Source organism: Bradyrhizobium sp. B120 (assembly GCF_049075665.1).
Taxonomy (GTDB): Bacteria; Pseudomonadota; Alphaproteobacteria; order Rhizobiales; family Xanthobacteraceae; genus Bradyrhizobium.
In genome coordinates this window covers 8,387,317-8,409,383 of the sequence record NZ_CP185242.1, presented here as the reverse complement: position 1 = coordinate 8,409,383, position 22,067 = coordinate 8,387,317, and the positions used below count along the sequence as shown (strand labels likewise).

Genomic DNA, 22,067 nt, shown 5'->3' with positions numbered 1-22,067 from the left:
GAAGCCATTCTGTGGACGCCCCCGTGAGCGCAAGAGGAATCGTTCGTAAGGCGCAGCGCGTAGTCGGGTGCTGACATTTGTCCGGCCTCTGGTGCGACCGGTCATTCGTCGCGGGCCTGTATGGGAGTTCGCGGATCGGGGCCAAATCACAGAAGCGTGCTCGAACTGGGGCACTGTGGGAGGAACTGGCTTTCCCGATCCCGTCTCATCGACTATTGCTCCGTACCTTCCGTTGACATTCCTACACCCTCGACGACCTCTGGCCGATCGACTATGCCGACGCGACCGGAGCTTGGTAGACCCCGCCCTTCAAAAAAAGAGCCCAGGCGATGCGGGCCATCTTGTTGGCGAGAGCGACGATCACGAGCATAGGCGGCTTGCGGGCGGGCGTGCTCACGACGGCGCAAGCTCACCGGGAATGGTTACCGGCCGCCGCGCGGTTTTGTCTTCCCGGGCACGGCGTGCGATCTCGACGTCAAGATGTTTGCTCCTGTGATCCAGCGAGCGCAGCACATTAATCAGCACCTCGAGCGCTACTCGGGCGGCTTCTGGCAAATCGCTTGTCGGATCCGCGCCAGCTCAATGAGCTTGACCATGTGAGCGGGCCCTCGAGGAACGACTATCCCGTGTTCGGCGAGGTGGGCACGCAGAGCGTTGACCACCTGGGTGCGCTGTCGCACCAGGGGGGCGCGCGCCCGAAATACCACCGCTGCGGCCTGCTGCTCCTTGCTCTTGACGCAACAAACCGCATCGTCGGCCGTTGAGCGGCCTCACAGATCGCCCCGGCATCAGCGGCGTCGTTCTTCCCCCGTTTCACGAAAGGCTTCACATAAGCCGGCGGGATGAGGCGAACCGTGTGGCCGAGCTAGCCGATCTCGCGCGACCAATGATGCGCGCTGGCACAGGCTTCCATCGCGACCAGGCGCGCCGGCTGCTTGGCGAAGAACTCCAACACCTCGTGACGACGAAGGCGTTCGCGGAAGACAGTGGCACCTGCACCGTCCGCCCCATGCACCTGAAATACATTCTTCGCCAAATCCAGCCCGATAGTGCTAACTTCGATGGCGGACGCTCCTTCTCTGCCGTGGCTGTTCAACGCCGACCATCTTGGCACATCGAAGCCATTGAGGGGGCGTTCACCCCATCACAGGATCAACAGCGTCACTGCTTGCGCTTGAGCTCGCGGTGCACGGACGCACAATCGGGCTCGGCGATGCGGCGGTGACCCTTGCCGGTTGCCATTGCCGGTCTTGGCGAACAGGTGGAGTTCCAGGGCCGCGTCCGTGAGCTCGTGGGAACGGCCAGGTCAGACCCGCGGCCTGGGACTGCCGGATCGCCTGCCGCACCGTCGAGGGCGCCGCTCCTACCCGTCGCGCAATCTCGCGGCTCGGCAGCCCGGCCGCCTTCATCCTGATCACATCGCGCACACGGCGCATCACAAGCCTCTCCGTCGGCATCCAGGGTCCCCCTTCGCAAAGCCGAAAGGGTTGACCCTATGGGAGCCAGAAGAGGCCTCGTCACCCGGGCGACATCATCCCGGAATGGTGGGCGACATCATATCGGAAAGGGTGGGCGAGATCATCTCGGAATGCTGGGCGACATCGAGCGGAATCGTCAGGCTGGCGCGCTTGCCGACGAGTTCGGTCGCAAGCGCATTTTCTGGATCACACTCTTCGTCGTAGGGGCCGGGCTACCTCGGAGCAATGCCAGCCCGCTGGAAATGCGACAACTCCACAGCTTCGTTCAATCCGGCTTCCATGAGGGCACACGCACGATAGATCGCGTGGCTCGCGCCGCGATCGCACAACGCTCAAGGTTCCCATTTAGATGCCTCCAGCGACTGTGAGCAGGAACTACTGGATTCTTGGCATTTTGTTTTGAACTATCGGCAGACTGAAGCGCTCGGGCCGGAAGGCGCCAAGCGCCCCACATGACCCTTCCCCTGCAATTTCCGTGGTGAGCAGTAGCGCGACATATGGGGCAAGGGTGACACCTGCATGCGTAACGGCAATGAATATATGCTCTTGACCAGGTAGTCGCCCGACAATCGGGTAGCCATCTTTGGGAACGGGGCGAATCCCTCTCCGCACAGCAATGGAGTCCCCAAAGGATGGTTCTTTTAGCTCGCCCCTTACTAACGAGGCTCTCTCTCTGGCAACCTTGAGCTCCACACCAGAGTCGCGGACGCCCGTAGGATCGTCGGCATTGCCGACGATGAGAGAAGGCCCGTTTGCTCGGAAACGAATATGATTAGCAAAGACAACGTGCTCGATCGGAGGGCCGAAATACGGCATTTGTGTAAGCACCTCGGGCGACTCGTGAACCAATGGCGCACACGCGAGATCTTTAAGCAGAGCGTTGATTCCGATGCCGCTGGCCAGCACGACTGCATCGACGAGATAGCAAGTACGATCAGTCCAGACCACGGCGCCTTGGTTGAGAGGCTCTATCATTGTACATTTTTCAGAGACGCAGTGGGCGAGACCGGTAGCAACGGCAGCGTCGATCATGCGCTTTGTGAAATGAACAGAATCAAGCCATCCCTCTTGAGGAACTCGCACAATAACTTCGGGAGACCCCACAATGCTCAGATTGGGCTCAAGCTTCAATGCATCATTTCGTGAAAGGTACTCCACGGTCCTTCCTAGTCCCTCGGCCATACTGGCTACACGAAGCAACGTCTTATGTTGCGTGGATTCGGTTGACCACCGCAATGTTCCTGTTGCTCTAATGGCGTCTGCCAGACCAATCGGGCGTGCAAGTTCCATGTGGTAGTAAAGGGCCTCGGACCTGAACTTCATGTAGTCCGACGTCGCCCCATCAAAGAAGTTTAGGCACGCGAAACTTGATCCCGTCGCTCCTGAGCCGGGGACGGCGCTATCAATCAACAGTACCGTCATTTCGTTCGCAGCAAAATGAAGGGCGAGCGACGCGCCCATAATCCCAGCTCCGACAACTGCGACCAACATCGAGTCCTCCCTCAGCTAGCCAGGCGCTTGTTGGAGGAGAAGCTATTGGCAAAGAGGGGCTCCGCCACGATCGTGACCGCTCGCTCTATTGTGTCTCGAGGCATTGGACGACCAATGCGCGATCCGACCGCTTCCGGAGCATTCCGGTCGAGACAGAGAAATTGCCCCTCTGGCAAATTATGACCTCTTCCGAGGCGGCGGCAACCACGTGAGCGCTTTTGGTCCAGCATGATGGTTGAGGCGCGGCAAGATGTGGATCGCTTTGGGATGCGCTTGTCCTCTCAAGGGTCTGTGTCACCATTCTCGCCCGTCCCTCGCGAATAGTTAGTCATCATTGATCCTCCTGATAACCGCTATTCTTCACTGCCCGGGGCCGGCCATAGAATTCAGCGATCGGCGACGGGATGTTGCTCGCCAAGAAGCGAGCTCATCTTCAGAAAACGGCTATCACCGAGCGCCACGCTGACGGAGCTTGCGTACCAAGATGCGCGCATAATTGGAAATTCCTGAAGCTGCTATCGCCGTCAACCAGCACAGGCAGTTCGGTCGAATCGACGATGCGCTCGATCACGTCACGAGTTCGCTCCGTGAAGCTTCGTTAGTGTTGCGAGAGCCAAGAGGGTAGGCAAGTGATCGGCCCGACGCGCAAAGGCCTGTGAATCTTGCTGCGCTTGGTCGCACTGGAGTGCACTGCCTGCGCTTCCATGAGTGCGGAGAGTGACGGCTGAAGCAGACGTGAGCGCGCAGCATCTCTGTAAGCAACAAGTCAGCGCATCGATTAAGGCCGCTGGCGAGAGCAAGATGGGGTTGATGTTCCATGTCGAACACCTGCAGGTGATATTTGATTGGGCCGTCGTTCATCAACCAGCCAGTGACACGCGTGTTTGATCCAGATCAACTACTACCGTTGGTAGTTGACCACGGCGTAATGCGTTTGCCATCAGACGTTTCACCGTTCGTGTCAAAACTCAATAGTGCTGCCCGGCGAAAGAAACCGCAACCGTGGAACTATGAGTGAAACGGCTTTGATCGATAGGTCATTTCGCTCTCTGATGTTGTCAAACGCGCACGCGTATCGGCGCCGAAATCAGGAGTATCAAGCCATCGAGGTATTTTCGGACCAGACGATCGCTGTGATCAACGGCGTCCTGCTTGAGCACAAGGTCATCGTCTTCCGTGACCAGGGGGCTTCTCGACAGCAGCGAGCAGGAGCGCTTTGCTTCTCATTGGGGAAGGCTTATCCCGCAACCGACGATCGATGTTAGCAAAAGGAACGGCGTCGATTGTCGACCTTGATTCCGCCCGCGCCGGTCCCGGTCCGACGTGCAGTACTCCGATGTGACCTTCGTCCCGCGACGTTAGCGCGGCCGGCCTGAAGCATTTTGAGGAGTCCACATCAGAACAATCTCTGAGACAGAGCAGGCCCGTGCGTGTGCACCCCGAGACCAACGAGCTCAGGCTGGTGCTCCAAGCAACCGCACGAAAAGGTCGCGTAGCAGTGGAGGCTCAACGGGTAGGCCCGGCCAGCCTCCGCAAGTCGTTGATGGGCGTCGCTTCCTGTCGATTCCTGTCGTTAACTGCCGCCAGCGCCGCAACCGCTTCCGCGGACGCGGATTCACCAGCGCCGGTTTGCCTACCGGATGACGTGGAACTTGCCGGTGTTGCCGCGGATACGACTGGTTGCGTCTTAGTGCCGAAGGTTACGTTGTCATAAGAAACTCATATCCAGCCACGGCGGTCTCACGTTCGATGAATTGGGCTTAATGGTTTCCTTGCGCGCCAATCTTCGGCGTCGTACTTTTCCACCGGCAACTGCAATCTTTTGGCCCGTTCGTCGCGGTCTTTCCTTCGAAATTCACGGTCGCGGCGCTCAAATTTGGTTAGCTCGTCATTCGCGGCTCGCATGAAATCAGTGTGCGAGGTACTGGCGCTTTGAGTGAGGGCGGGCATACTCATCTCCTGACAATTTGGTCAAAACGTAAACCGAAATGCCGGCGAGCGGCCCGCAAGCTTACATCATTTAGGGAATGGCGCAGCGAAAATGCAACGAACTGGCTGAAATCACCGAAAACGGAGCGCAAACATCTTACGAAACAAGATAAATCAACAACCTAGCGGCTCTTACGTCGCAACCTTGGCGGCGGTTTGCGCTCGATGAGGCCCCAGATGTGTCTGAGCGGATCGAACACCAACGCGCCGACCGGTCTGGATTGGATCGAATTGCGGATCGTGGCCGGCGGTTGTCGCCAGCACATCGCTACATCCAAGTTGCCATGATGAGCGGTACGGTCGCGCTCACCGCGCCAGCGGTTCTTGGAAAGCAAGGGCGCGCCGTGGGTGTCGCTCGCGGTTGGGATTCGCCCCCGCGCCCCTTCAAGGTCCGTGGGACCATCTTCTGGCGACGGCGGTCTTTCGCGGTTGACTCCACAAATCTGTTCAATGTGCCATCGTTGATCAAACGTTGCGCGATAACCGCTAGTCTTCACTGCCCTCGGCCCGGTCGAGCATTCATCTACGGCGGATTTCAAGAGCTTCTTCATGAGCCGCTGCGCAGCGGCGAGTCTCTTCGGCGCCGGTAGTCGAACTCAATTGGCTGGCCTCGTGCGGGGTCGCGCGGCCGTACCCCGGCTCGGCAGGCAAGATCACCGATTGCCAGATCGGAGTGTCTGGCCGGAGTCCTGTCATCGGCATAAGCCGACATCAGCCCCTCAGTCGGTTTTGCAGTGCCTGCCGATCGACGACGATCGTCGAGGTTCAGCAGGTCTGGCTGCCCTCCTTGCGCCAATTGACTAACCAGCTCCCGCGTGGCGTCGACGACAAAGACGCCGCAATCATAGGTGTTGTCCTGGTGGGCGCGCGGGGCCACTCCAGGCTTGCGCCTAGCCGGTCTGGGAGCTGTCTTGCAGGCTTCGCATTGTAGCGCCCGATGGAGTCGTAGTGATAGGCAACCGGCCTTTGCCGGTTGTTGCGATCAACGAACAGCAGCGACCAATGGCTGCCGCGGAGATCAGGATCTGTAGGATGGGCATCGTTCACTGGCAGGAACAAGAAGCCGGCTGTATCGTGACCTTGCCGATCATGGACGATGCTGTGGAAGGCGCTTAGCGTGTCGCCCCAGGTCAGCTGAGTGGCTACAAGGGGGTCCACGAACTGCGTCTGGCCGGCGAGATTCGGATTGGTCCTCCGCAACTCCTCCTCCAGGAGCTGATAATCCCTGAGAATATGCTCGTCGGTGAGCCATTGCGTGTCGCCGAGCGTCAGCCGGCTACGGCTGGACGAGGCTGTCGGATCCAAAGTCCCGATCTGAGTATTGGAGGTGGTCGGAAACGCCCGCACAGAATCAACCTTGTTGCGTAATTCGGACAGCGTGGGCGCAGTCAGATCAACCAATGGAAAACCGCCGTAGATGTCTGAGCGAGCCCTGGCAGAGGGCGCTGGCGCAAAGTGAGCATTGTCATCCAACTCGGCCGGATCCGGATCAAGCAGTGCCTCAAACCCACGATAGGATCCTGAGCCCTGGCAGTTGATGGTGATGCCGGTTCTTGCATCTGCCGCTCAAGCTCCTCGCTCATCCTAGTTGCCTTTCGGAACTTCATTCGTGTTCGATCCGGACGGCAATACCGGTTGATTCACTCAGGCAGCCAAAGTCGTTGTCGATTGCGGGCAGCCGAGGAGATGGACAGGGTTGGCCGATACGATCGGGTGTCGCATCAGAAAAATCTATCTGCCAGAGCGATGAATAAAAGAACGAACTGTTAATTGGAGGGGGCGGCCACGGCCGCTCCTACAGTTTACATTTTTCGCATGATCCAGCGTGTTCGGCGCAGGTCCTGATGCTGCCATGAACTGATGCAACTTGTGCTTGAGCCCCCTGGAGAGATTACTATGGCAAATCCCCCTCGAATCGTCCTTACGCCGTTCTTCCGCCCGCGCGATGAAGACGCTGAGGAGCAACAGATATATGTGGCGGGATTCCTCGATGAGGAGGGCGAGGCGTGGGGTACGCTGATCTCACTGGAGGCGGAGATGGTCGAGCAAGCCGTTATGGGCCATCAGACATTCGGGGTTTGGTGCAACTCCGACGGCCGCATCCAACCGCAGCCGGGCAGCGACGGGCTATTTGAACACCTTCTCGAGAAAGGTCAATTGGTGGAAACGCCTCTCGACGAACTGGTTGCCGAGGCTATCGAAGACGGCAGGAATGAACCCAATGATGAGATCCTCGGCATGTTCGAGACCCTGCATGAACGGCTGGTGCGCGCCGCCAGCGCAGTTGCTGACGAGATTGCACGGCGCAGGCGATGAAATCAAGGCGTGTAAGCACCGAGTGAAAGAGGATCATGGCTACCTTTGGATACCTAGCCGAGCGAAGGATGTTTCTGCCATAGCGGAATACGCATGATGGCCCAATCCTCATCGGATTGATCACGCTCGTGGCGTACTCCCGCCGGCATTCGATGGCAAAATAAAACTCTTTCGCTTGCATGTAGCGAGTTCGGAGCCGCATTGTTCAACCTGCGACTCTCCGGTCGTTTGTGCTCAGAGCCACCGGACCAGCACCGCAATCGACGTCCTCTGAGGTGTGATCGCCCGGTGCTGGCGTTGAAGACCTATCTCTCAATTGTCTGCGACGTGGTCGCGGTTGACCTTAGACGAGGCGACCATCTCACTCCAGAATCCGTCGCCCGCAAGCGACGCATGACGCGCGCTTTTCGAGGCGAGGCGCGGACCGACGACTGAGTTGGGCCATCGAAGAGGGCGTCGAGGAGTTGAGGGGACAATTCGACGTTCAACCTCTTTGGCCGCGACGCTGATTTGCGCCTGGTTTTTCTACGAGACGCTCTGGGTCGGTTGCCTCGTTTGGAAGCTGCGCGTCATCACCTTGATTGTGCGCGTAAGAGTCGGCGCGGGCTCAATTTTCACGGCCGGCGTTTGGGGCTGAGCTCCGCCAGAAAGATTGTTCCGACATCCACGGCCCGCTGCGCGCTCTCCGGATCGACATCAACGCCATGCGCTGCTTCATTCATAACGCGGAGAGAATCGAGAAACTGTTGCGTGCTGGCCGGTGCTAGCCCACGGCGCTGTAGCTCTCGGAGCATGATGCCAAGGCTAGTCGGCTGCGATGGAGAAAAGCCGTTCGCGGTCGCGAAATCGCGTAGCGCGCGCTCGATCTCGATCCGCAGCTTGACGATGGACATGAGCGGAAACTCGCGGGCGAATTCCTCGACGGTTGGCAGATCTTGCTGAAGCTGGGGTGGCAGGGCTGGCGAGAGTTGATAGTGGGCGACACCCATCGGCTTGCTGGTGTCACGCAAGGCATACTCGACGATCACCTCGTTCCGGCCCTTGCAGAGAATGATGCCGATCGTCGGTTGGTCATCCTTGTGCCGAAGCTGGTCATCGACCGCTGACAGGTAGAAGTTCATCTTTCCCGCGAATTCAGGCTTGAAGTCCTCGATCTTTAGCTCGATCACCACGAAGCATCGTAGCCGCAAGTGATAAAAGAGCAGGTCGAGATAGTAGTCCTGGCCGCCGACCTCGAGATGGTATTGGCTGCCGACGAAGGCGAAGCCCTTGCCGAGTTCGAGGATGAGCGAGCGGAGGTGCTCAATCAGCCCGCGTTCGAGGTCGCGCTCCAGCATCTCAGGGCCGAGCGAGAGAAAGTCAAAAGTGTAGGGGTCCTTGAGGATCTGCCGGGCAAGCTCCGACTGCTCCGCCGGCAAGGTCCGCGAGAAGTTTGTCAGCGCGCTGCCTTGACGGGCGAACAGATTGCTGTCGATCTGATGGAGGAGGACGTTTCGACTCCATCCGTGTTCAATGGCCTGGCGAGCGTACCAGGCGCGTTCCTCGGGCCTCTTGATGGCGTCGAGAAGTCGAACGTTATGGCCCCAGGGTAATAGTGCAACAACCTGTTGCACAAATTCGCCGTCCGGCCAAGCCTCCGCAAAGGCCCGCATATACTTGAGATTTCGGGAGGACAGACCTGTCATCTCGGGGAAGGCGCGGCCAAGGTCGTCGGCGAGGCGATCGATGACCTTGGCGCCCCAACCTTCTTTCTCCTGCCGGATGAGAATGTCGCGGCCGACCGTCCAGTACAGCAGGATCAATTCGCGGTTCACCGATAGGCCGGCACGATGCCTCGCCTCGGCAATCTTCGTCTTGAGATCGCCGACGAATGCCGAGTAGCTCTGCGCGTCGATCTCGGTCGTCGGTCTCGCGCCTTTTCGCGGAGCCGTGGGTTTGGACGGGCGCTTGGTCATGCCGCCGCCTTCATGGGCTTCTTGGTAAGCATCGCGCGCACAAATTTGTCCCACTTTGCCATACCGGCACGCTTCTCAGGCATGTAATGCCAGCGGTCGTAGTTCTTGGAGCTGACGTCTTGCAGCGCATGATTTTGCAGACGATCCCGAATCTCTTTTGAGACACCGGCCTTGCCTGCCAGAGTCTTAAAGGTTCGCCGGAGGTCCCGGTTTGTTGCGTAGGGGATCACGCCGCGGTCTCGCTGCCGCCAAACGAAGCTATAGAGCGTACCGTGGCTCACGGGCTTGGATGGATCCTTCGCTGAGGGGAAGAACCAGCCGTACTTGTTTGGCTTGATCGACGCAATCAGTTCGGCGGCGATCGACGGCACTGGAACGGCATGCGGCTGAAGGTTCTTGGTCTTGGACCAGTCTATGATCCTCTCCGGGGCGTCCCATTGATCGACATGCAGGCGCGCGATTTCCTCGACGCGTTGACCAGTCAGCATGATGAGCTGCACTGCACGAGGATAGGAGGGATGAACCGGCGTATCGGGGCATTCCAGCCAGCGAAAGAGTTGCACGAACTCTTCCTCGTTGAGCCAGCGCGTGCCCTGGACCTTGGGTTCAGTCGGAATTTCCGAGGCCGGATTGTATGGGATACGGAAACGGCGCGGGGATGTGTTCCGATAATCGTTGTCGGATTTCATCCCCCAACTATAGGCCGCGTGGATGTAACATCGCACGTGGTCGGCCATTGAGCGGGCGCCACGCTCGTAAATCGGTCGGATAAGCTCGACGATCTCGCCAGACTCGATCTCGCGCGCGAGGCGGTGGCGCCCGAGCGTGTCGGCAATCTTGTTGAGGCCTTTCTCTGTCTCCTTCCAGGACGGCTTGCCGGCAGCCTTGAGCGACGCGACATAGCCCTCGAACAGGTCGGCGACCGTGCCGGGGCGGGTGTCTGTTGCGATCTTGATGCTCCGGCCCTTCTGGATCACGTCGGCATAGTCGCGCTTGAAGATCTCGCGCGCCTGAGCCAAGGACGTCGACGGATAGGCGCCTAGCTTCTTTTTGGTGCGTTTGCCGTCGCGCCATTGCTGCGCCATCCAGTCGGCGGTCACACGCTTCGGCATCGGCTTGAGGACGAGGACGAGACGGCCGGTGCCGCGGCCCTCACCATCTGCGAGGTTTTCTTGTTTCCGGCTGAGTTCGACGCGCTTCAGCGCATGTCGGATCGCGGTGTCGGTCAGGCTTGGCATTTCTTCTGTTCCGCAACTGGGATCGGTCGGGAGAAACGGGGATCGTTTGCTGGGAGCGGAAGGCCGTTCTCTATCCCTCTAACCGCTCCCAATTTGCCATAGCCACCGCCAGCACGCAATGCGAGGAAACGCCTAATTTTATAGGTGTTTCAGAGGGATTGAGTGTGACCAAGCGTGATCGAAAACGGGCTAGTGGGGTGGTTGTGCACCAGGATCAGCGCGGTGGCCGACAATTCCAGCGCGCGCTTGATCACCTCGCGGGGGTAGACCGGGGTGTGATCGACGGTGCCGGTCTGCTGCACCTCGTCGGCGATCAGCTGGTTGCGCTTGTCGAGGAACAGCAGGCGGAACTGCTCCTTGTCGGCGAACGCCATGCCGGTGCGGCAATAGTCGATGACGTCGTTCCAGGACGACAGCGCAATGCTGCGCTTGATCTCGCCCTTGGCGATCCGGTCCGCTGCCGCGGCGAGCAGCTTGAGCTGGTTGATCGAGGCGTCCTTGACGCCCTCGACCTCGCGCAGCCGCGCCGGCGGCGCGTGCACGACCTCGGCGAACGAGCCGAACTTCTTCAACAGCGCCTTCGCCAACGGCTTGGTGTCGCGGCGCGGGATCGCGGCGAACAGCGCCATCTCCAGCAGCTCATAGTCGGTCAGCGCGTCCGGCCCGGCGGCGTAGAAGCGCTCGCGCAGCCGTTCGCGATGGCCGTGATAATGCGGCGTCTCACTGGTGTCGTCGTTGCTGGCATCGGGTTTGGCGGGCATCGGCCACAACCATGCCGTGCCTGCCGCGTTTTGCAAGAGCTGAAGCAACTTCCCGGTTTGCCACCGCGCGACGGGCGAATTACCGTCACCTGCAACGTGATCGAAAAGGGGAGAGCGGCGTGACGTCATTCAAGGTAATCCGCTCGCGCGCCGAGAAGCGCAAGGGCGGGCCGAAGGCGCTCGAGAAACTGCTGCGGCCGCCGGCGGGCGCCAAGGCGCTGGCAAAGCTCGGCGACGACCGCGTGCTGGCCGAAATGACCAGGCGCGTGTTCTGCGCGGGCTTCGCCTGGAGCGTGATCGACGCCAAATGGGAGGGCTTCGAGGACGCCTTCCTCGGCTTCCAGCCGGCCAAGCTCGCCTTCAAGCCGGACGAATATTGGGAGAAGCTCGTCAGCGATACCAGGATCGTGCGCAACGGCGCCAAGATCATGTCGGTGCGCGACAATGGCCGCTTCGTGCAGGAGATCGCGCGCGAGCACGGCAGCTTCGGCAAATTCCTTAGCGCCTGGCCGTCATCGGACGAGATCGGGCTGCTCGATCTGCTGACCAAGCGCGGCAGCCGGCTCGGCGGCAACACCGGGCAGATGCTGCTGCGCTTCCTCGGCTGGGACGGTTTCGTCACCTCGCGCGACGTCGTCGCCTGCCTGCGCGACGCCGGCCTCGACATCGCCGAGGAGGTCAAGTCGAAGCGCGATCTCGCCAAGGTGCAGGCGCAGTTCAACGCCTGGGCGGACGAGACCGGGCTATCCTATCTGCACCTGTCGCGGATCTGCGCGATGTCGATCGGCGAGAACCACACGGCTGAAGAGATCATCGAGCGGACGCGGAGCGATTATTGATTTTTCCGCGCCGCACAAAGACGTGATTTGATTTCGGGAATGATCTTTTCCTAAATGGGCAAATGAGCACCATGGTCCAGCCATTGCGTCAGGTCGGGCGTCCGCGGGGACGGCCGCGGGAATTCGACGTGAACGAGGCACTCGACAAGGCCATCAAGGTGTTTCGCGAACAGGGATACAACGCGACCTCGATCGAGGACCTGACCGGGGCAATGGGGCTGGCGTCCGGCAGTATCTACAAGGCGTTCAAGGATAAGCGCGCGGTCTTCCTGGCGGCGCTCGACCGCTACATGCTCCTGCGCAACGATCAGGTTGCATCGACCGCCCGGACGAAAGGCTCGGCGCGCGAGCGCCTGCGCGCGGTGCTCGGCTTCTATATCGATTCGGCCAAGGGCGTCGAAGGGCGGCGCGGCTGCATGGTCGTCGGCAGCGCGGTCGAGCTCGCCATCGCCGACCGCGAGGTCGCCACGCGCGTCGGCGCGACCCTGGCGCGGAACGAGGCGTTTCTGGCCGATCTGATCCGGCAAGGGCAGGCGGACGGATCGGTCTCGGGCCGGATCGATCCGCAGGACACCGCGCGCGTGATGGTCTGCCTTACGCAGGGCCTGCGCGTGGTCGGAAAATCCGGGCGCGCACCGGCGGACACCGCCGCCGCCGTCGATATCGCGATGAAGCTGCTGGCATGAACGGCCGGCCAGCTTCGTGGCTAATTAGGAAATGACTATTCCCGAAATGGAGTGCTTATGACGACGATCACATCCGATGCCGCGCCGGGGCCGGATTCGGTATCCACCTGGCTGACCTTCCTGCTGGCACTGTCCTGCGGCTTGGTGGTCGCCAACATCTACTATGCCCAGCCTCTTGCGGGGCCGATCGCCGCGGACCTCGGCATGTTGCCGGAACATGCGGGCCTGCTCGTGACGATGACCCAGCTCGGCTACGGCGCGGGCCTGCTGCTCATTGTTCCCCTTGGTGACCTGATCGAGAACCGCCGGCTGGTCTCCACGGTGATCGCGCTTGCCGCGGTCGCGCTGGCCGCGGCTGCGCTGTCGCGGCATCCGCTGCCATTTCTTGCCGCCGCGCTGTCGGTCGGCTTCTCGTCGGTCGCCGTGCAGATCCTGATTCCCTATGCCGGCCATCTGGCGCCCGAGCGCATCCGGGGCCAGGTGGTCGGCAATGTCACCAGCGGATTGATGGTCGGGGTGATGCTGGCGCGTCCGGCGTCGAGCTTCATCGCGTCGATCTCGTCCTGGCACATGGTCTACTGGATCTCGGCCGCGCTGATGGTGTCGCTCGCGATCCTCCTGCGCTCAACGCTGCCGACGCGCATGCCGCAGGCGCGTCTCGGCTATGGTGCGCTGCTGCGCTCCATGGTTCACCTCGCCCGCAATACGCCGGTTCTGAAGCGTCGCGCGCTCTACCAGGCCAGCTTGTTCGCGGCGTTCAGCCTGTTCTGGACCACCGTACCGCTGGTCCTCGCCGGACCAGCTTTCAGATTCTCGCAATCCGGTATCGCGCTGTTTGCGTTGGTCGGTGCCGCCGGCGTCGTCTCCGCGCCGCTCGCGGGCCGCGTCGCGGATCGCGGCTGGACACGCCCGGCCACCGCGGTGGCGTTGCTGCTGGCGAGCATAGGCTTCGCGCTCACCATGATCACCGAGCCGGGCTCGACGCTGTCGCTGGCCCTGTTCGTCGCCGCCGCGATCGCGATCGATTTCGGCGTGCAGGCCAACGTCGTGCTCGGCTTCCGCGCACTGTTCGTGCTCGGCGCGGAATCGCGCAGTCGGCTCAACGGGCTCTATATGGCGACGTTCTTCCTGGCCGGCGCGCTGGGCTCCGGCGTCGGCGGTTGGGCCTACGCCTCGGGCGGATGGTGGCTGGCGGCCGCAATCGGCGGCGCGCTGCCGCTCTGCGCGCTCGCCTATCTTGCGACGGAGACCAAATAGATGGAGTGCGGTCGCTGTGGCCTTACACCTGAACCCACGGCTTCTCGCCGTGGCGCTCGGACAGCGTGAAGATTTCGACGCCGTCGGCGGTGACGCCGACCGAATGCTCGAACTGCGCAGACAGCGAGCGGTCGCGGGTCACCGCGGTCCAGCCGTCGGACAGGATCTTCACATGCGGCTTGCCGAGATTGATCATCGGCTCGATGGTGAAGAACATGCCGGGCTTCAGCGGCGCGCCTTCGCCGGGGCGGCCGATATGGATGATGTTCGGCTCGTCGTGGAACAGGCGGCCGAGGCCGTGGCCGCAGAAGTCGCGCACCACGCTCATGCCCTGCGGTTCGACGAAGCTCTGGATGGCGTGGCCGATATCACCGGTGGTGGCGCCGGGCTTGACGGCGGCGATGCCGCGCATCATCGCCTCATAGGTCACCTCGATCAGCCGCTCGGCCTTCCGCGCGATGGCGCCGATCGCATACATGCGGCTGGAATCGCCGTACCAGCCGTCGACGATGAAGGTGACGTCGACATTGACGATGTCGCCTTCCTTCAGCGGGCGGTCACCCGGCATGCCGTGGCAGACCACGTGATTGATCGAGGTGCAGGTCGAGTAGCGATAGCCGCGATACATCAGCGTCGCCGGATAGGCGCCGTGGTCGAAGGCGAACTTGCGGACGAAGTCGTCGATGACCGAGGTCGGGACGCCCGGCTTGACGATGTCGGTGAGCGCGTCGAGGCATTTCGACACCAGGGCGCCGGCCTTGCGCATGCCGGCAAAGCCGCTCGGTCCGTGCAGCTTGATCTGGCCGGTCTTGCGAAGCGAGGTGTCGGTGGCGTCGATATAGCTCATGGGCGGGCTGTTTCTGCGGGCAAGGGGCTGATTTCAGGCCCCAATTTAATGATCGGCGCGCCCGGCGCAAGCCAAGCTTGGGCATGGGGACAATGCTCAAACGGCTTGATTTTCCGGGCCAAATCCGGAACAGCCGCGGCCGCTTGTCCGAAAAAGCCGTGACGAGGCGCTAGCTGGAGACCTCGACCACGCTCTCGACCGGCAGCGCGCCGCCGCGGATCCGGAGTTCCCGCACCGGGTAAGGCACCTTGATGCCCTGCTGCTTGAAGGCGTCCCACAGCGACAGCATGACGTCGCTCTTCACACCGTCCATGCCGTCGGGATCGGCGATCCAGAAGGTCAGCGAGAACTTCATGCCGAGCTCGGCGAATTCGGTCAGGATGCAGTTCGGCGGCTTGCCCTTGAGCGCGCGGGCGTGGGCCGTGGCGGTATTGATCGCGAGCTTGCAGACCAGCCGCGGATCGGCGTCGTAATTGGCGGCAAAAGCGATCTTCACCAGCGTGTTCTTGTCGGTGTAGGTCCAGTTGGTGACCTTCTGCGTCACCAGGTCCTCGTTCGGGATCAGGAACTCGCGGCCGTCGCCGGCGGCGACCGAGATGTAGCGGGTCTTCATCGCGCTGATGCGGCCCTGGCTGTCGCCGATGGTGACGAGGTCGCCCGGCTTCACCGATTTGTCGACCAGCAGGATGATGCCCGAGATGAAGTTGGCGACAATCTTCTGCAAGCCGAAACCGATGCCGACGCCGACGGCGCCGGACAGCACCGCCAGCGCCGACAGGTTGATCCCGACGGCGCTCAAGGCGATGGCGACCGCGACCACCATCAGGCCGATGCGAATGATCTTGACCAGCAACACCTGGATCGACGGGGTCAGGTCGGTCGAGCGGGTGATCTGGCCGTCGATGAAATTGCTGGCGATATTGCTCAGCCACAGCGCCAGGATCAGCACCGCGCCGGCCTTGATCAGCAGCAGCGGGCTCAGCCGCAGACCGCCCACGACGACCGCGAACGAATCCAGCGTATCGGCCGCCCAGTCGAGCTGGCCGATGATGCTGAGGGCGGCGACCAGCCAGGCCGCGACCGAGACCAGTTTGACGATGAAGGCGTTGTCGATCACCGAGGTCACGAGGCGGATCACGAGCCAGGCCAGCGCCAGCTTGGCGGAGACCGCGATCAGATAGCTGCGGCTCGGCCAGGTCGCGTGCCACATCACGATGCGCGAGATCACCATCAGGACCGCGAACACGGCGGTGGAGGCGCTCGATACCATCACGCGGGCAAAGTGCCGGAGCGGCAGCGGCCAGCGGCTCGCCAGCGACGACATGTTGACCCGCGCATGAATGGCGGTATCGGCGGCGTAGGCGAGGCCCGCGGCGGCGAGGATGATGCCGAACTGCAGATAGAACCAGGGCGAGGCGATCTCGGCGCCGACCGAGCGCGCTGCCATTTGGATCGATTCCAGGACGTCCTTCCAGCTCATGTCCATCGGCAAAGTCTCAACTTGAAGTGCGGGTCAGGCAAATGTGATTCGAAGGTGCAGCCAGAATCCCACAAAGGCGCGCACGCGACCATCGATACACCACAGTGTCGGGGCGACCTAGGGCTGTAGGACCGGGCACATTGCCGCTTAGGACAGAAATCGGTTGGCGTCCCAGTGTGGCGACGATAAGGATGCAATTGCAAGTATTTGAGACCCCCGAAGGCGCATGGCATCCCTCGACTCCGTCAGTATAGCGATCCTGCTCGGTGCGGTGCTGGTGATGGCCGGCATCCTGTCCAGCCTGTTGGCGCTGCGGTTCGGCGCCCCGTTGCTGCTGGTGTTCTTGCTGGTCGGCATGCTGGCGGGCGATTCCGGCCCGGGCCGGCTGCAGTTCGACGACGTCCGCACCACCTATCTGGTCGGCTCGGTGGCGCTGGCGCTGATCCTGTTCGACGGCGGATTGAAGACGCGGTTCGCCAGCATCCGCACGGTGCTGGCGCCCTCAATGATGCTGGCGACCGCCGGCGTGCTGCTCACCGCGCTGATCACGGCACCGGTCGCCCGCTATGTGCTCGACCTCAACTGGACCGAGTCATTGCTGGTCGGTGCCGTCGTGGCCTCGACCGACGCCGCGGCGGTGTTCCTGCTGGTGCACACCCAGGGCCTGCGCCTGCGCCCGCGCGTCGGCGCGACGCTCGAGGCGGAGTCCGGCACCAACGACCCGTTCGCGATCTTCCTCACTCTGATGCTGGTCGAGTTCATCTCGATCGGCCAGAGCTCGGCCGCGCACATCGCGATGGAGTTCATCCAGGAAGCCGTGCTCGGCGCCATCATCGGGGTGATCGGCGGCAGGCTGGTGGTGATTGCGCTGAATCGCGTCGCGCTGCCGCAGGGCCTGCATGCGCCGTTCGTCACGACCGCGGCGCTGGTGATCTTCGGCGGCTCCCAGATCGTGCATGCCTCGGGATTCCTCGCGGTCTATCTCGCCGGTATCATCATCGGCAACCGGCCGACCCGCGCGCATAATTCGGTGGTGACGTTCCTCGACGCCGCGACCTGGCTGGCGCAGATCGTGATGTTCGTGCTGCTCGGCCTCCTGGTGTCGCCGCATCGCCTGCTCTCCAGCGCCGGCGGCGCGGTGCTGGTGGCGTTCGCGCTGATGCTGGTGGCGCGGCCGCTGGCGGTGCTGATCTGTCTTGCGCCGTTCAAGTTCAACTGGCGGGAGAAGGTCTTCATCGCCTGGACCGGCTTACGCGGCGCGGTCGCGATCTTCCTGGCCTCGATCCCGATGCTGGTCGGCCTGTCGAAGGCCTATCTCTATTTCGACGTCGCCTTCGTCGTCGTCATCATCTCGCTGCTGCTGCAGGGTTGGACGCTGGCGCCGGCGGCGCGGCGGCTGCACGTCGCGCTGCCGCGCGCCGAACGCGGCCCGCGCCGTGTCGAGCTGGATCTGCCCGGTCAGCTCGAGCAGCAGCTGGTCGGCTATCCGGTGCGGCCCAAGAGCCTGTATTTCCGCCGCGGGCTGATCCCGTCCTGGTCGAAGCCGACGCTGGTGATCCGCGACGAGCGGATCCTGACACCGGTCGAAGCCGATCCGGTCGCGCCCGGCGACTACATCTACCTGCTGGCGCCGCCGGAGCGCGCCGAGGCGCTCGACCGCTTCTTCGTCGACATGGCGCCGTCGTCAGCTCCCGATCCGCATCTGCTCGGCGACTTCATGGTGTCGGGCGAGCATACGCTCGGCGAGCTCGCCGAGATCTACGGCGTCAAGGTTGACGAGCATCAGGCCAAGCTGACGCTGGCGGATTATTTCGACGTCAATCTCGACCGCGCGCCGAAGGAAGGTGCCGAGCTCGCGCTCGACGAAATCGTGCTGGTGGCGCGCAGCATCAGCGGCGGCCGCGTCAATGTCGTCGGTCTGCGCCTGCCGGAGGAAGATGAGGAGGTCGCACCGCAGACGCGGATGCAGACCGTTCGGCGCAAGCTCGCCGATATCTGGGCGTCGGTCGCCGGCGTCTGAAGCGTTTGCGAGCGAAGTGGATGCCGGTTCGCGTGAAGAAAACGCGTCAGAATAAGACCGGCGCCGCTACTGCTTGCGCAGGAAGCTCGAATCCGGGGCGAACTTCTTGATCATGTCGGACAGGCCGTCGTCCCCCGGCGGGTCCTTGGACGCAGCGTCCGGCTTCGGCTCGTCCTTGAACTTCTGGCCGGAAATCTCGGCCAGCGCTGCGAGCAGCGTTTCGTCAAGATGGTCGGCCGGTGTCTTTGCAGGCGGTGTCTTTGCAGGCGGCGTGTTGGCGGGCGGAGGCGCAACGGGCTGGGCGCCGGCGCGGATCTCGGGCTCGCGCTGCGGCGGCGTTGGCTCTGCCCCCGGCTTGAATGTGTCCGCCCGTCTGGCGGCGGCCTCGCTGACGGCGGCGATCAACGATGCTTCGAGGTCGGCGGGCGTCTCGGTCGGGACCGGCGGCGGTGCCGCTGGCATTGGCGGCGGCTCGGCAGGCCTCGCGTCCCGGGGTGCGCGACCGAACAGCGGTTCTTGCTGGCTCGCCGTCGACGGCCGGCTGTCGGTGGCCTTGCCAGGCTCCTTATTAAGCTCCTTGCCAGGCTTGAAGAGACCCGCGCGTTCGGCGGCCATCCTGGCGGAAGCCTCCTCGACCGTGGCGAGCAGGGACGCTTCCAGTGCATCGGCGGGATTGCTCGGCGAAGCCGCTGGCTTGGCGCCAGGGGCGGCCACCTGCTTTGGCTCCGGCCGGAGCGGCGGTGGCCGCGACGCTTCGACCGGTGCGGGCGGCGGGGCCGGCTGGCCGTCGCGGGCGCGCGCGATGATGCCGTCGACGATCGCGCCCAGGCGGCTCTTGTCGGGGGCGGCGAGATAGCTGGCCGCGAGTTCATCGACATATTGCGGGCCGTAATCGGCCAGCACCTCGGCAAGCTGGGCGAGATCAGGATCGCTCTCGACCAGCCGGCGCCAGGCCTGCCGGTCGTAGGGCGCGTCGCCCTTCTTGTCGGGCCAGGCCACCCGGCGCGGCTGGCGCTGCGGTCCGGTGCCCTGGCCGTTGTCCTGGCCAGTGTCTTGACCGCTGACCGGGTCGAGGGTCGGCGGCTGTAGCCCGGCGCTGAGGCGCGGTGGGGTAAATCCGCCAGCCCCGGCCGGCGCGGCATCATCACCGAGGCGTCGGCGGCGCTCGGCGACCTGCAGCGAGATCAGGCCGATGCCCATCAGCAGGAAGCCGAGCGCGGCCCACGCAATCGTGGCGCACAGCAGCCCGCCGATCAGCAGCAATACCCAGCCAGTCAGTCGCAAAGTGCACCTTTCCCCATGCCCGATCGGATGTCCCGATCCGGGCCTAGCAGACAAGATGGGCTATCTTATGCCGACTTTCGGAAAAACGGCCAGCTACGCGCCGCCCGTCAACACCTTAACACCGCCGAACGCGGTGACCTGGCCGCGGCGCAGCATCACGATCTGGGTGGCGAGCTGGCGAAGCTCGGCCGCGTCGTGGCTGACATAGACCATCGGGACGCCGGCCTCGTCGCGCAGCCGCACCAGATAGGGCAGGATCTCGAGCTTGCGGCTTTCGTCGAGCGCGCCCAGCGGCTCGTCGAGCAGCAGCAGCCGCGGCTTGGACAGCAGGGCCCGGCCGAGCGCGACGCGCTGCCGCTCGCCGCCGGAGAGCTTTCCGGGGCGGCGGTCGAGCAGGGCGCCGATGTCGAGCAGATCGACGACGCGTTTGTGTTGCGCAGGATCCTCGGTGAGGCCGTTCATGCGGCGGCCGTAATCGAGGTTCTGCCTGATATCGAGATGCGGAAACAGCCGGGCGTCCTGGAAGACGTAGCCGATGCGCCGCCGGTAGGTCGGGACATGGATGCCTGCCGACGTATCGTCAACCGTCTCGCCGTCGATCACGATGGTGCCGCGATCAGGACGAACCAGCCCGGCGATGGTGTTGATCAGCGAGGTCTTGCCAGAGCCGGACGCGCCGAACAGGCCGGTGACGCGGCCCTCGCTGGTGAATGATGCCGCGAGCGTAAATTCGCCGAGCTGCTTGGTGATGTCGACGCGCAGCATCGCTATTGTCCGTGCAGGCGCGCGGTGGCGCGGCGCGCGAACACTTCGGCCGCGACCAGTGCGCCGACCGCGAGCACGATCGAGATGATCACGAGCCGCGCCGCGGCGGTGTCGCCGTCAGGCGTCTGGATCAGCGAATAGATCGCCGATGAAATGGTCTGGGTCTCGCCGGGAATGTTGGAGACGAAGGTGATGGTCGCGCCGAACTCGCCGATCGCCTTGGCAAAGCCGAGCACCATGCCGGCCAGCACGCCCGGCAGCGCGAGCGGCAGCGTCACCGTTGCGAACACCCGCCAGGGCGCGGCGCCGAGCGTCTCGGCGGCCTGCTCGAGGCGGCGGTCGACCGCCTCGATCGAAAGCCGGATCGGGCGCACCAGCAGCGGAAACGACATCACGCCGCAGGCGAGCGCAGCGCCGGTCCAGCGGAACGCGAACACGATGCCGAGATGATCGGCCAGCCAGCCGCCGACCAGTCCGCGTTTACCGAAGGTCAGCAGCAGCAGATAGCCCGTGACGACGGGCGGCAGCACCAGCGGCAGATGCACGGCGGCATCAAGCAGCGACTTGCCCCAGAAATCGCGCCGCGCCAACAGCCAGGCCAGCGCGATCCCGAACGGGGTCGCCACCAGCGTTGCGATGACGGCGACCCGCAGCGACAGCAGGATCGCCGTCCATTCGGTCGGCGAGATCTCGAACACGCTCAAGTCGTCGGGCTGATCAGGAACTTGAAGCCGTACTTCTCCAGGATCGTCTTCGCCGCGGACGAACGCAGGAAGGCGAGATAGTCGGCGGTCTCGGGCTTGGCGGTCGTGGTCGCCGCAACTGGGTAGATGATCGCCGGATGGGTGTCGGCCGGGAAGGTGCCGATGATCTTGACGCCCGGCTCGACCTTGGCGTCGGTCGAATAGACGATGCCGAGCACGGCTTCGCCGCGCGCCACCAGCGTCATTGCCGCGCGAACGCTTTCCGCCATCGCGAATTTCGGCTCCGCGGCCTGCCAGGCGCCGAGCTTCTCGAGCGCGGCCTTGGCGTATTTGCCGACCGGCACCGCCTTGACGTCGCCGGTGGCGATCTTGCCGTCGCCGGCGAGCTTGGCGAGATCGAAGCCCGGTCCGATGTTGACGTTGCTGATCATGGAGTCCTTCGGCGCGATCAGCACGATCGAATTACCGAGCAGGTTGACCCGCGTCGGCTCATTGATGTTCTTCTGCTTGATCGCATAGTCCATCCAGTCGGTATCGGCGGAGACGAACACGTCGGCCGGCGCGCCCTGCTCGATCTGCTTGGCCAGCGCCGAGCTCGCGGCATAGCTGGCGCTGATCTTGACGCCGGTCTTGGCGGTGTAGGCCGCGTCGATCTCGTCGAGCGCATTCTTCATCGAGGCGGCGGCAAAGACGGTGAGGGTCTTGTCCTCGGCTCGTGCGGGCGAATGGATCGCGCCGAGCAGGATGACGAAGGCAGTGAAAAGTCCGGCAAGCCTTGAAACTGCAAGCCTTGAAATCGAAAGTCGTGACATGGAAAGCGCTCCGTGCGAGCTCGCGCACGGACAGGCGCGCGCAAACCAGGCGTTGGGTGGGTTCTGGGCGCGACGGACGGAAGCGCTGTTCCGCTGGTCCCCGAAGGACTTACGGTCCTCGGGGATATCGCACTGCAAACATAGC

Annotated in this window: 19 protein-coding genes and 1 pseudogene; 5 read left to right on the top strand and 15 right to left on the bottom strand. The window is 62.9% G+C overall.

The features are described from left to right. Positions 1 to 271 precede the first annotated feature (271 nt). From ACOIX3_RS38990 to ACOIX3_RS38965, 6 genes and pseudogenes are all read right to left on the bottom strand, one after another. Positions 272 to 1,063 (bottom strand): annotated as a pseudogene (locus tag ACOIX3_RS38990) (IS110 family transposase). Positions 1,064 to 1,136: 73 nt separating this feature from the next. Continuing rightward, on the bottom strand, positions 1,137 to 1,409 hold the full coding sequence (locus ACOIX3_RS38985) for a hypothetical protein (protein ID WP_420971903.1): 273 nt from the start codon (positions 1,407 to 1,409) through the stop codon (positions 1,137 to 1,139). 444 nt (positions 1,410 to 1,853) lie between these two features. Then, positions 1,854 to 2,969, bottom strand: a complete 1,116-nt coding sequence (locus tag ACOIX3_RS38980) for an NAD(P)/FAD-dependent oxidoreductase (protein WP_420967298.1) — start codon at positions 2,967 to 2,969, stop codon at positions 1,854 to 1,856. A gap of 1,740 nt (positions 2,970 to 4,709) precedes the next feature. Beyond that, entirely contained in the window at positions 4,710 to 4,919 is a 210-nt protein-coding gene (locus tag ACOIX3_RS38975) for a hypothetical protein (RefSeq protein WP_420967296.1), read from the bottom strand. Between the two features lie 161 nt (positions 4,920 to 5,080). Continuing rightward, positions 5,081 to 5,509 carry a hypothetical protein gene (locus ACOIX3_RS38970; protein ID WP_420967294.1) on the bottom strand — a complete coding sequence of 143 codons (429 nt, stop codon included), beginning with the start codon at positions 5,507 to 5,509 and terminating at the stop codon, positions 5,081 to 5,083. 214 nt (positions 5,510 to 5,723) lie between these two features. Next, positions 5,724 to 6,431 carry a Ulp1 family isopeptidase gene (locus ACOIX3_RS38965; RefSeq protein WP_420967292.1) on the bottom strand — a complete coding sequence of 236 codons (708 nt, stop codon included), beginning with the start codon at positions 6,429 to 6,431 and terminating at the stop codon, positions 5,724 to 5,726. A gap of 423 nt (positions 6,432 to 6,854) precedes the next feature. Between ACOIX3_RS38965 and ACOIX3_RS38960 the strand changes: the two genes are divergently transcribed. Continuing rightward, complete coding sequence (locus ACOIX3_RS38960; RefSeq protein ID WP_420967290.1) at positions 6,855 to 7,274, top strand: hypothetical protein; 420 nt, start codon at positions 6,855 to 6,857, stop codon at positions 7,272 to 7,274. Positions 7,275 to 7,888: 614 nt separating this feature from the next. On the opposite strand, the gene ACOIX3_RS38955 is transcribed toward ACOIX3_RS38960, so the two are convergent. The 3 genes from ACOIX3_RS38955 to ACOIX3_RS38945 all read right to left on the bottom strand — a co-directional run bounded on the left by ACOIX3_RS38955 (position 7,889) and on the right by ACOIX3_RS38945 (position 11,228). Further along, on the bottom strand, positions 7,889 to 9,229 hold the full coding sequence (locus tag ACOIX3_RS38955) for a PDDEXK nuclease domain-containing protein (RefSeq protein WP_420967288.1): 1,341 nt from the start codon (positions 9,227 to 9,229) through the stop codon (positions 7,889 to 7,891). After that, positions 9,226 to 10,467: a tyrosine-type recombinase/integrase gene (locus ACOIX3_RS38950; protein WP_420967286.1), complete on the bottom strand. Its 1,242-nt coding sequence runs from the start codon at positions 10,465 to 10,467 to the stop codon at positions 9,226 to 9,228. The genes ACOIX3_RS38955 and ACOIX3_RS38950 overlap by 4 nt, the downstream gene beginning before the upstream one ends. 149 nt (positions 10,468 to 10,616) lie before the next feature. Continuing rightward, positions 10,617 to 11,228: a JAB domain-containing protein gene (locus ACOIX3_RS38945; RefSeq protein ID WP_420967284.1), complete on the bottom strand. Its 612-nt coding sequence runs from the start codon at positions 11,226 to 11,228 to the stop codon at positions 10,617 to 10,619. Between the two features lie 119 nt (positions 11,229 to 11,347). On the opposite strand from ACOIX3_RS38945, the gene ACOIX3_RS38940 reads away from it, so the two are divergent. The 3 genes from ACOIX3_RS38940 (at position 11,348) to ACOIX3_RS38930 (ending at position 14,010) form a co-directional block, all read left to right on the top strand. Continuing rightward, entirely contained in the window at positions 11,348 to 12,067 is a 720-nt protein-coding gene (locus ACOIX3_RS38940) for a DNA-3-methyladenine glycosylase I (protein WP_420967282.1), read from the top strand. A 128-nt stretch (positions 12,068 to 12,195) separates the two neighbouring features. After that, positions 12,196 to 12,753 (top strand): TetR/AcrR family transcriptional regulator, encoded by a 558-nt coding sequence (locus ACOIX3_RS38935; RefSeq protein ID WP_420967280.1) that lies wholly within the window; start codon positions 12,196 to 12,198, stop codon positions 12,751 to 12,753. A 57-nt stretch (positions 12,754 to 12,810) separates the two neighbouring features. Next, the gene (locus ACOIX3_RS38930; protein WP_420967278.1) at positions 12,811 to 14,010 is read left to right on the top strand and encodes an MFS transporter; all 1,200 of its coding nucleotides are present in this window, start codon (positions 12,811 to 12,813) and stop codon (positions 14,008 to 14,010) included. Between the two features lie 22 nt (positions 14,011 to 14,032). Here ACOIX3_RS38930 and map read toward each other — a convergent pair whose 3' ends face one another. Then, positions 14,033 to 14,857 (bottom strand): type I methionyl aminopeptidase, encoded by an 825-nt coding sequence (gene map / locus ACOIX3_RS38925; protein WP_092122802.1) that lies wholly within the window; start codon positions 14,855 to 14,857, stop codon positions 14,033 to 14,035. A gap of 169 nt (positions 14,858 to 15,026) precedes the next feature. After that, positions 15,027 to 16,343 carry a mechanosensitive ion channel family protein gene (locus ACOIX3_RS38920; protein WP_420967276.1) on the bottom strand — a complete coding sequence of 439 codons (1,317 nt, stop codon included), beginning with the start codon at positions 16,341 to 16,343 and terminating at the stop codon, positions 15,027 to 15,029. Between the two features lie 220 nt (positions 16,344 to 16,563). On the opposite strand from ACOIX3_RS38920, the gene ACOIX3_RS38915 reads away from it, so the two are divergent. Beyond that, a complete protein-coding gene (locus ACOIX3_RS38915; protein WP_420967274.1) occupies positions 16,564 to 18,357 on the top strand; it encodes a potassium/proton antiporter in 1,794 nt (597 codons plus the stop codon). Between the two features lie 66 nt (positions 18,358 to 18,423). Here ACOIX3_RS38915 and ACOIX3_RS38910 read toward each other — a convergent pair whose 3' ends face one another. The 4 genes from ACOIX3_RS38910 to modA form a co-directional block, all read right to left on the bottom strand. Further along, positions 18,424 to 19,641, bottom strand: coding sequence for a hypothetical protein (locus tag ACOIX3_RS38910; protein ID WP_420967272.1), 1,218 nt, complete (start codon positions 19,639 to 19,641; stop codon positions 18,424 to 18,426). Positions 19,642 to 19,734: 93 nt separating this feature from the next. Further along, positions 19,735 to 20,406: a molybdenum ABC transporter ATP-binding protein gene (modC, locus tag ACOIX3_RS38905; protein ID WP_420967270.1), complete on the bottom strand. Its 672-nt coding sequence runs from the start codon at positions 20,404 to 20,406 to the stop codon at positions 19,735 to 19,737. A 2-nt stretch (positions 20,407 to 20,408) separates the two neighbouring features. Then, entirely contained in the window at positions 20,409 to 21,104 is a 696-nt protein-coding gene (modB, locus tag ACOIX3_RS38900) for a molybdate ABC transporter permease subunit (protein WP_342708339.1), read from the bottom strand. Positions 21,105 to 21,106: 2 nt separating this feature from the next. Beyond that, complete coding sequence (gene modA / locus ACOIX3_RS38895) at positions 21,107 to 21,922, bottom strand: molybdate ABC transporter substrate-binding protein (protein WP_420967268.1); 816 nt, start codon at positions 21,920 to 21,922, stop codon at positions 21,107 to 21,109. Positions 21,923 to 22,067: the final 145 nt, after the last annotated feature.

What these genes read in the sequence shown, in the direction of transcription:
- ACOIX3_RS38985 (WP_420971903.1), bottom strand. Translation starts at nt 1,409, where the DNA reads ATGAAGGCGGCCGGGCTGCCGAGCCGCGAGATTGCGCGACGGGTAGGA.
- ACOIX3_RS38980 (WP_420967298.1), bottom strand. Translation starts at nt 2,969, where the DNA reads ATGTTGGTCGCAGTTGTCGGAGCTGGGATTATGGGCGCGTCGCTCGCC.
- ACOIX3_RS38975 (WP_420967296.1), bottom strand. Translation starts at nt 4,919, where the DNA reads ATGCCCGCCCTCACTCAAAGCGCCAGTACCTCGCACACTGATTTCATG.
- ACOIX3_RS38970 (WP_420967294.1), bottom strand. Translation starts at nt 5,509, where the DNA reads ATGAAGAAGCTCTTGAAATCCGCCGTAGATGAATGCTCGACCGGGCCG.
- ACOIX3_RS38960 (WP_420967290.1), top strand. Translation starts at nt 6,855, where the DNA reads ATGGCAAATCCCCCTCGAATCGTCCTTACGCCGTTCTTCCGCCCGCGC.
- ACOIX3_RS38955 (WP_420967288.1), bottom strand. Translation starts at nt 9,229, where the DNA reads ATGACCAAGCGCCCGTCCAAACCCACGGCTCCGCGAAAAGGCGCGAGA.
- ACOIX3_RS38950 (WP_420967286.1), bottom strand. Translation starts at nt 10,467, where the DNA reads ATGCCAAGCCTGACCGACACCGCGATCCGACATGCGCTGAAGCGCGTC.
- ACOIX3_RS38945 (WP_420967284.1), bottom strand. Translation starts at nt 11,228, where the DNA reads ATGCCCGCCAAACCCGATGCCAGCAACGACGACACCAGTGAGACGCCG.
- ACOIX3_RS38930 (WP_420967278.1), top strand. Translation starts at nt 12,811, where the DNA reads ATGACGACGATCACATCCGATGCCGCGCCGGGGCCGGATTCGGTATCC.
- map (WP_092122802.1), bottom strand. Translation starts at nt 14,857, where the DNA reads ATGAGCTATATCGACGCCACCGACACCTCGCTTCGCAAGACCGGCCAG.
- ACOIX3_RS38920 (WP_420967276.1), bottom strand. Translation starts at nt 16,343, where the DNA reads ATGGACATGAGCTGGAAGGACGTCCTGGAATCGATCCAAATGGCAGCG.
- ACOIX3_RS38915 (WP_420967274.1), top strand. Translation starts at nt 16,564, where the DNA reads ATGGCATCCCTCGACTCCGTCAGTATAGCGATCCTGCTCGGTGCGGTG.
- modC (WP_420967270.1), bottom strand. Translation starts at nt 20,406, where the DNA reads ATGCTGCGCGTCGACATCACCAAGCAGCTCGGCGAATTTACGCTCGCG.
- modA (WP_420967268.1), bottom strand. Translation starts at nt 21,922, where the DNA reads ATGTCACGACTTTCGATTTCAAGGCTTGCAGTTTCAAGGCTTGCCGGA.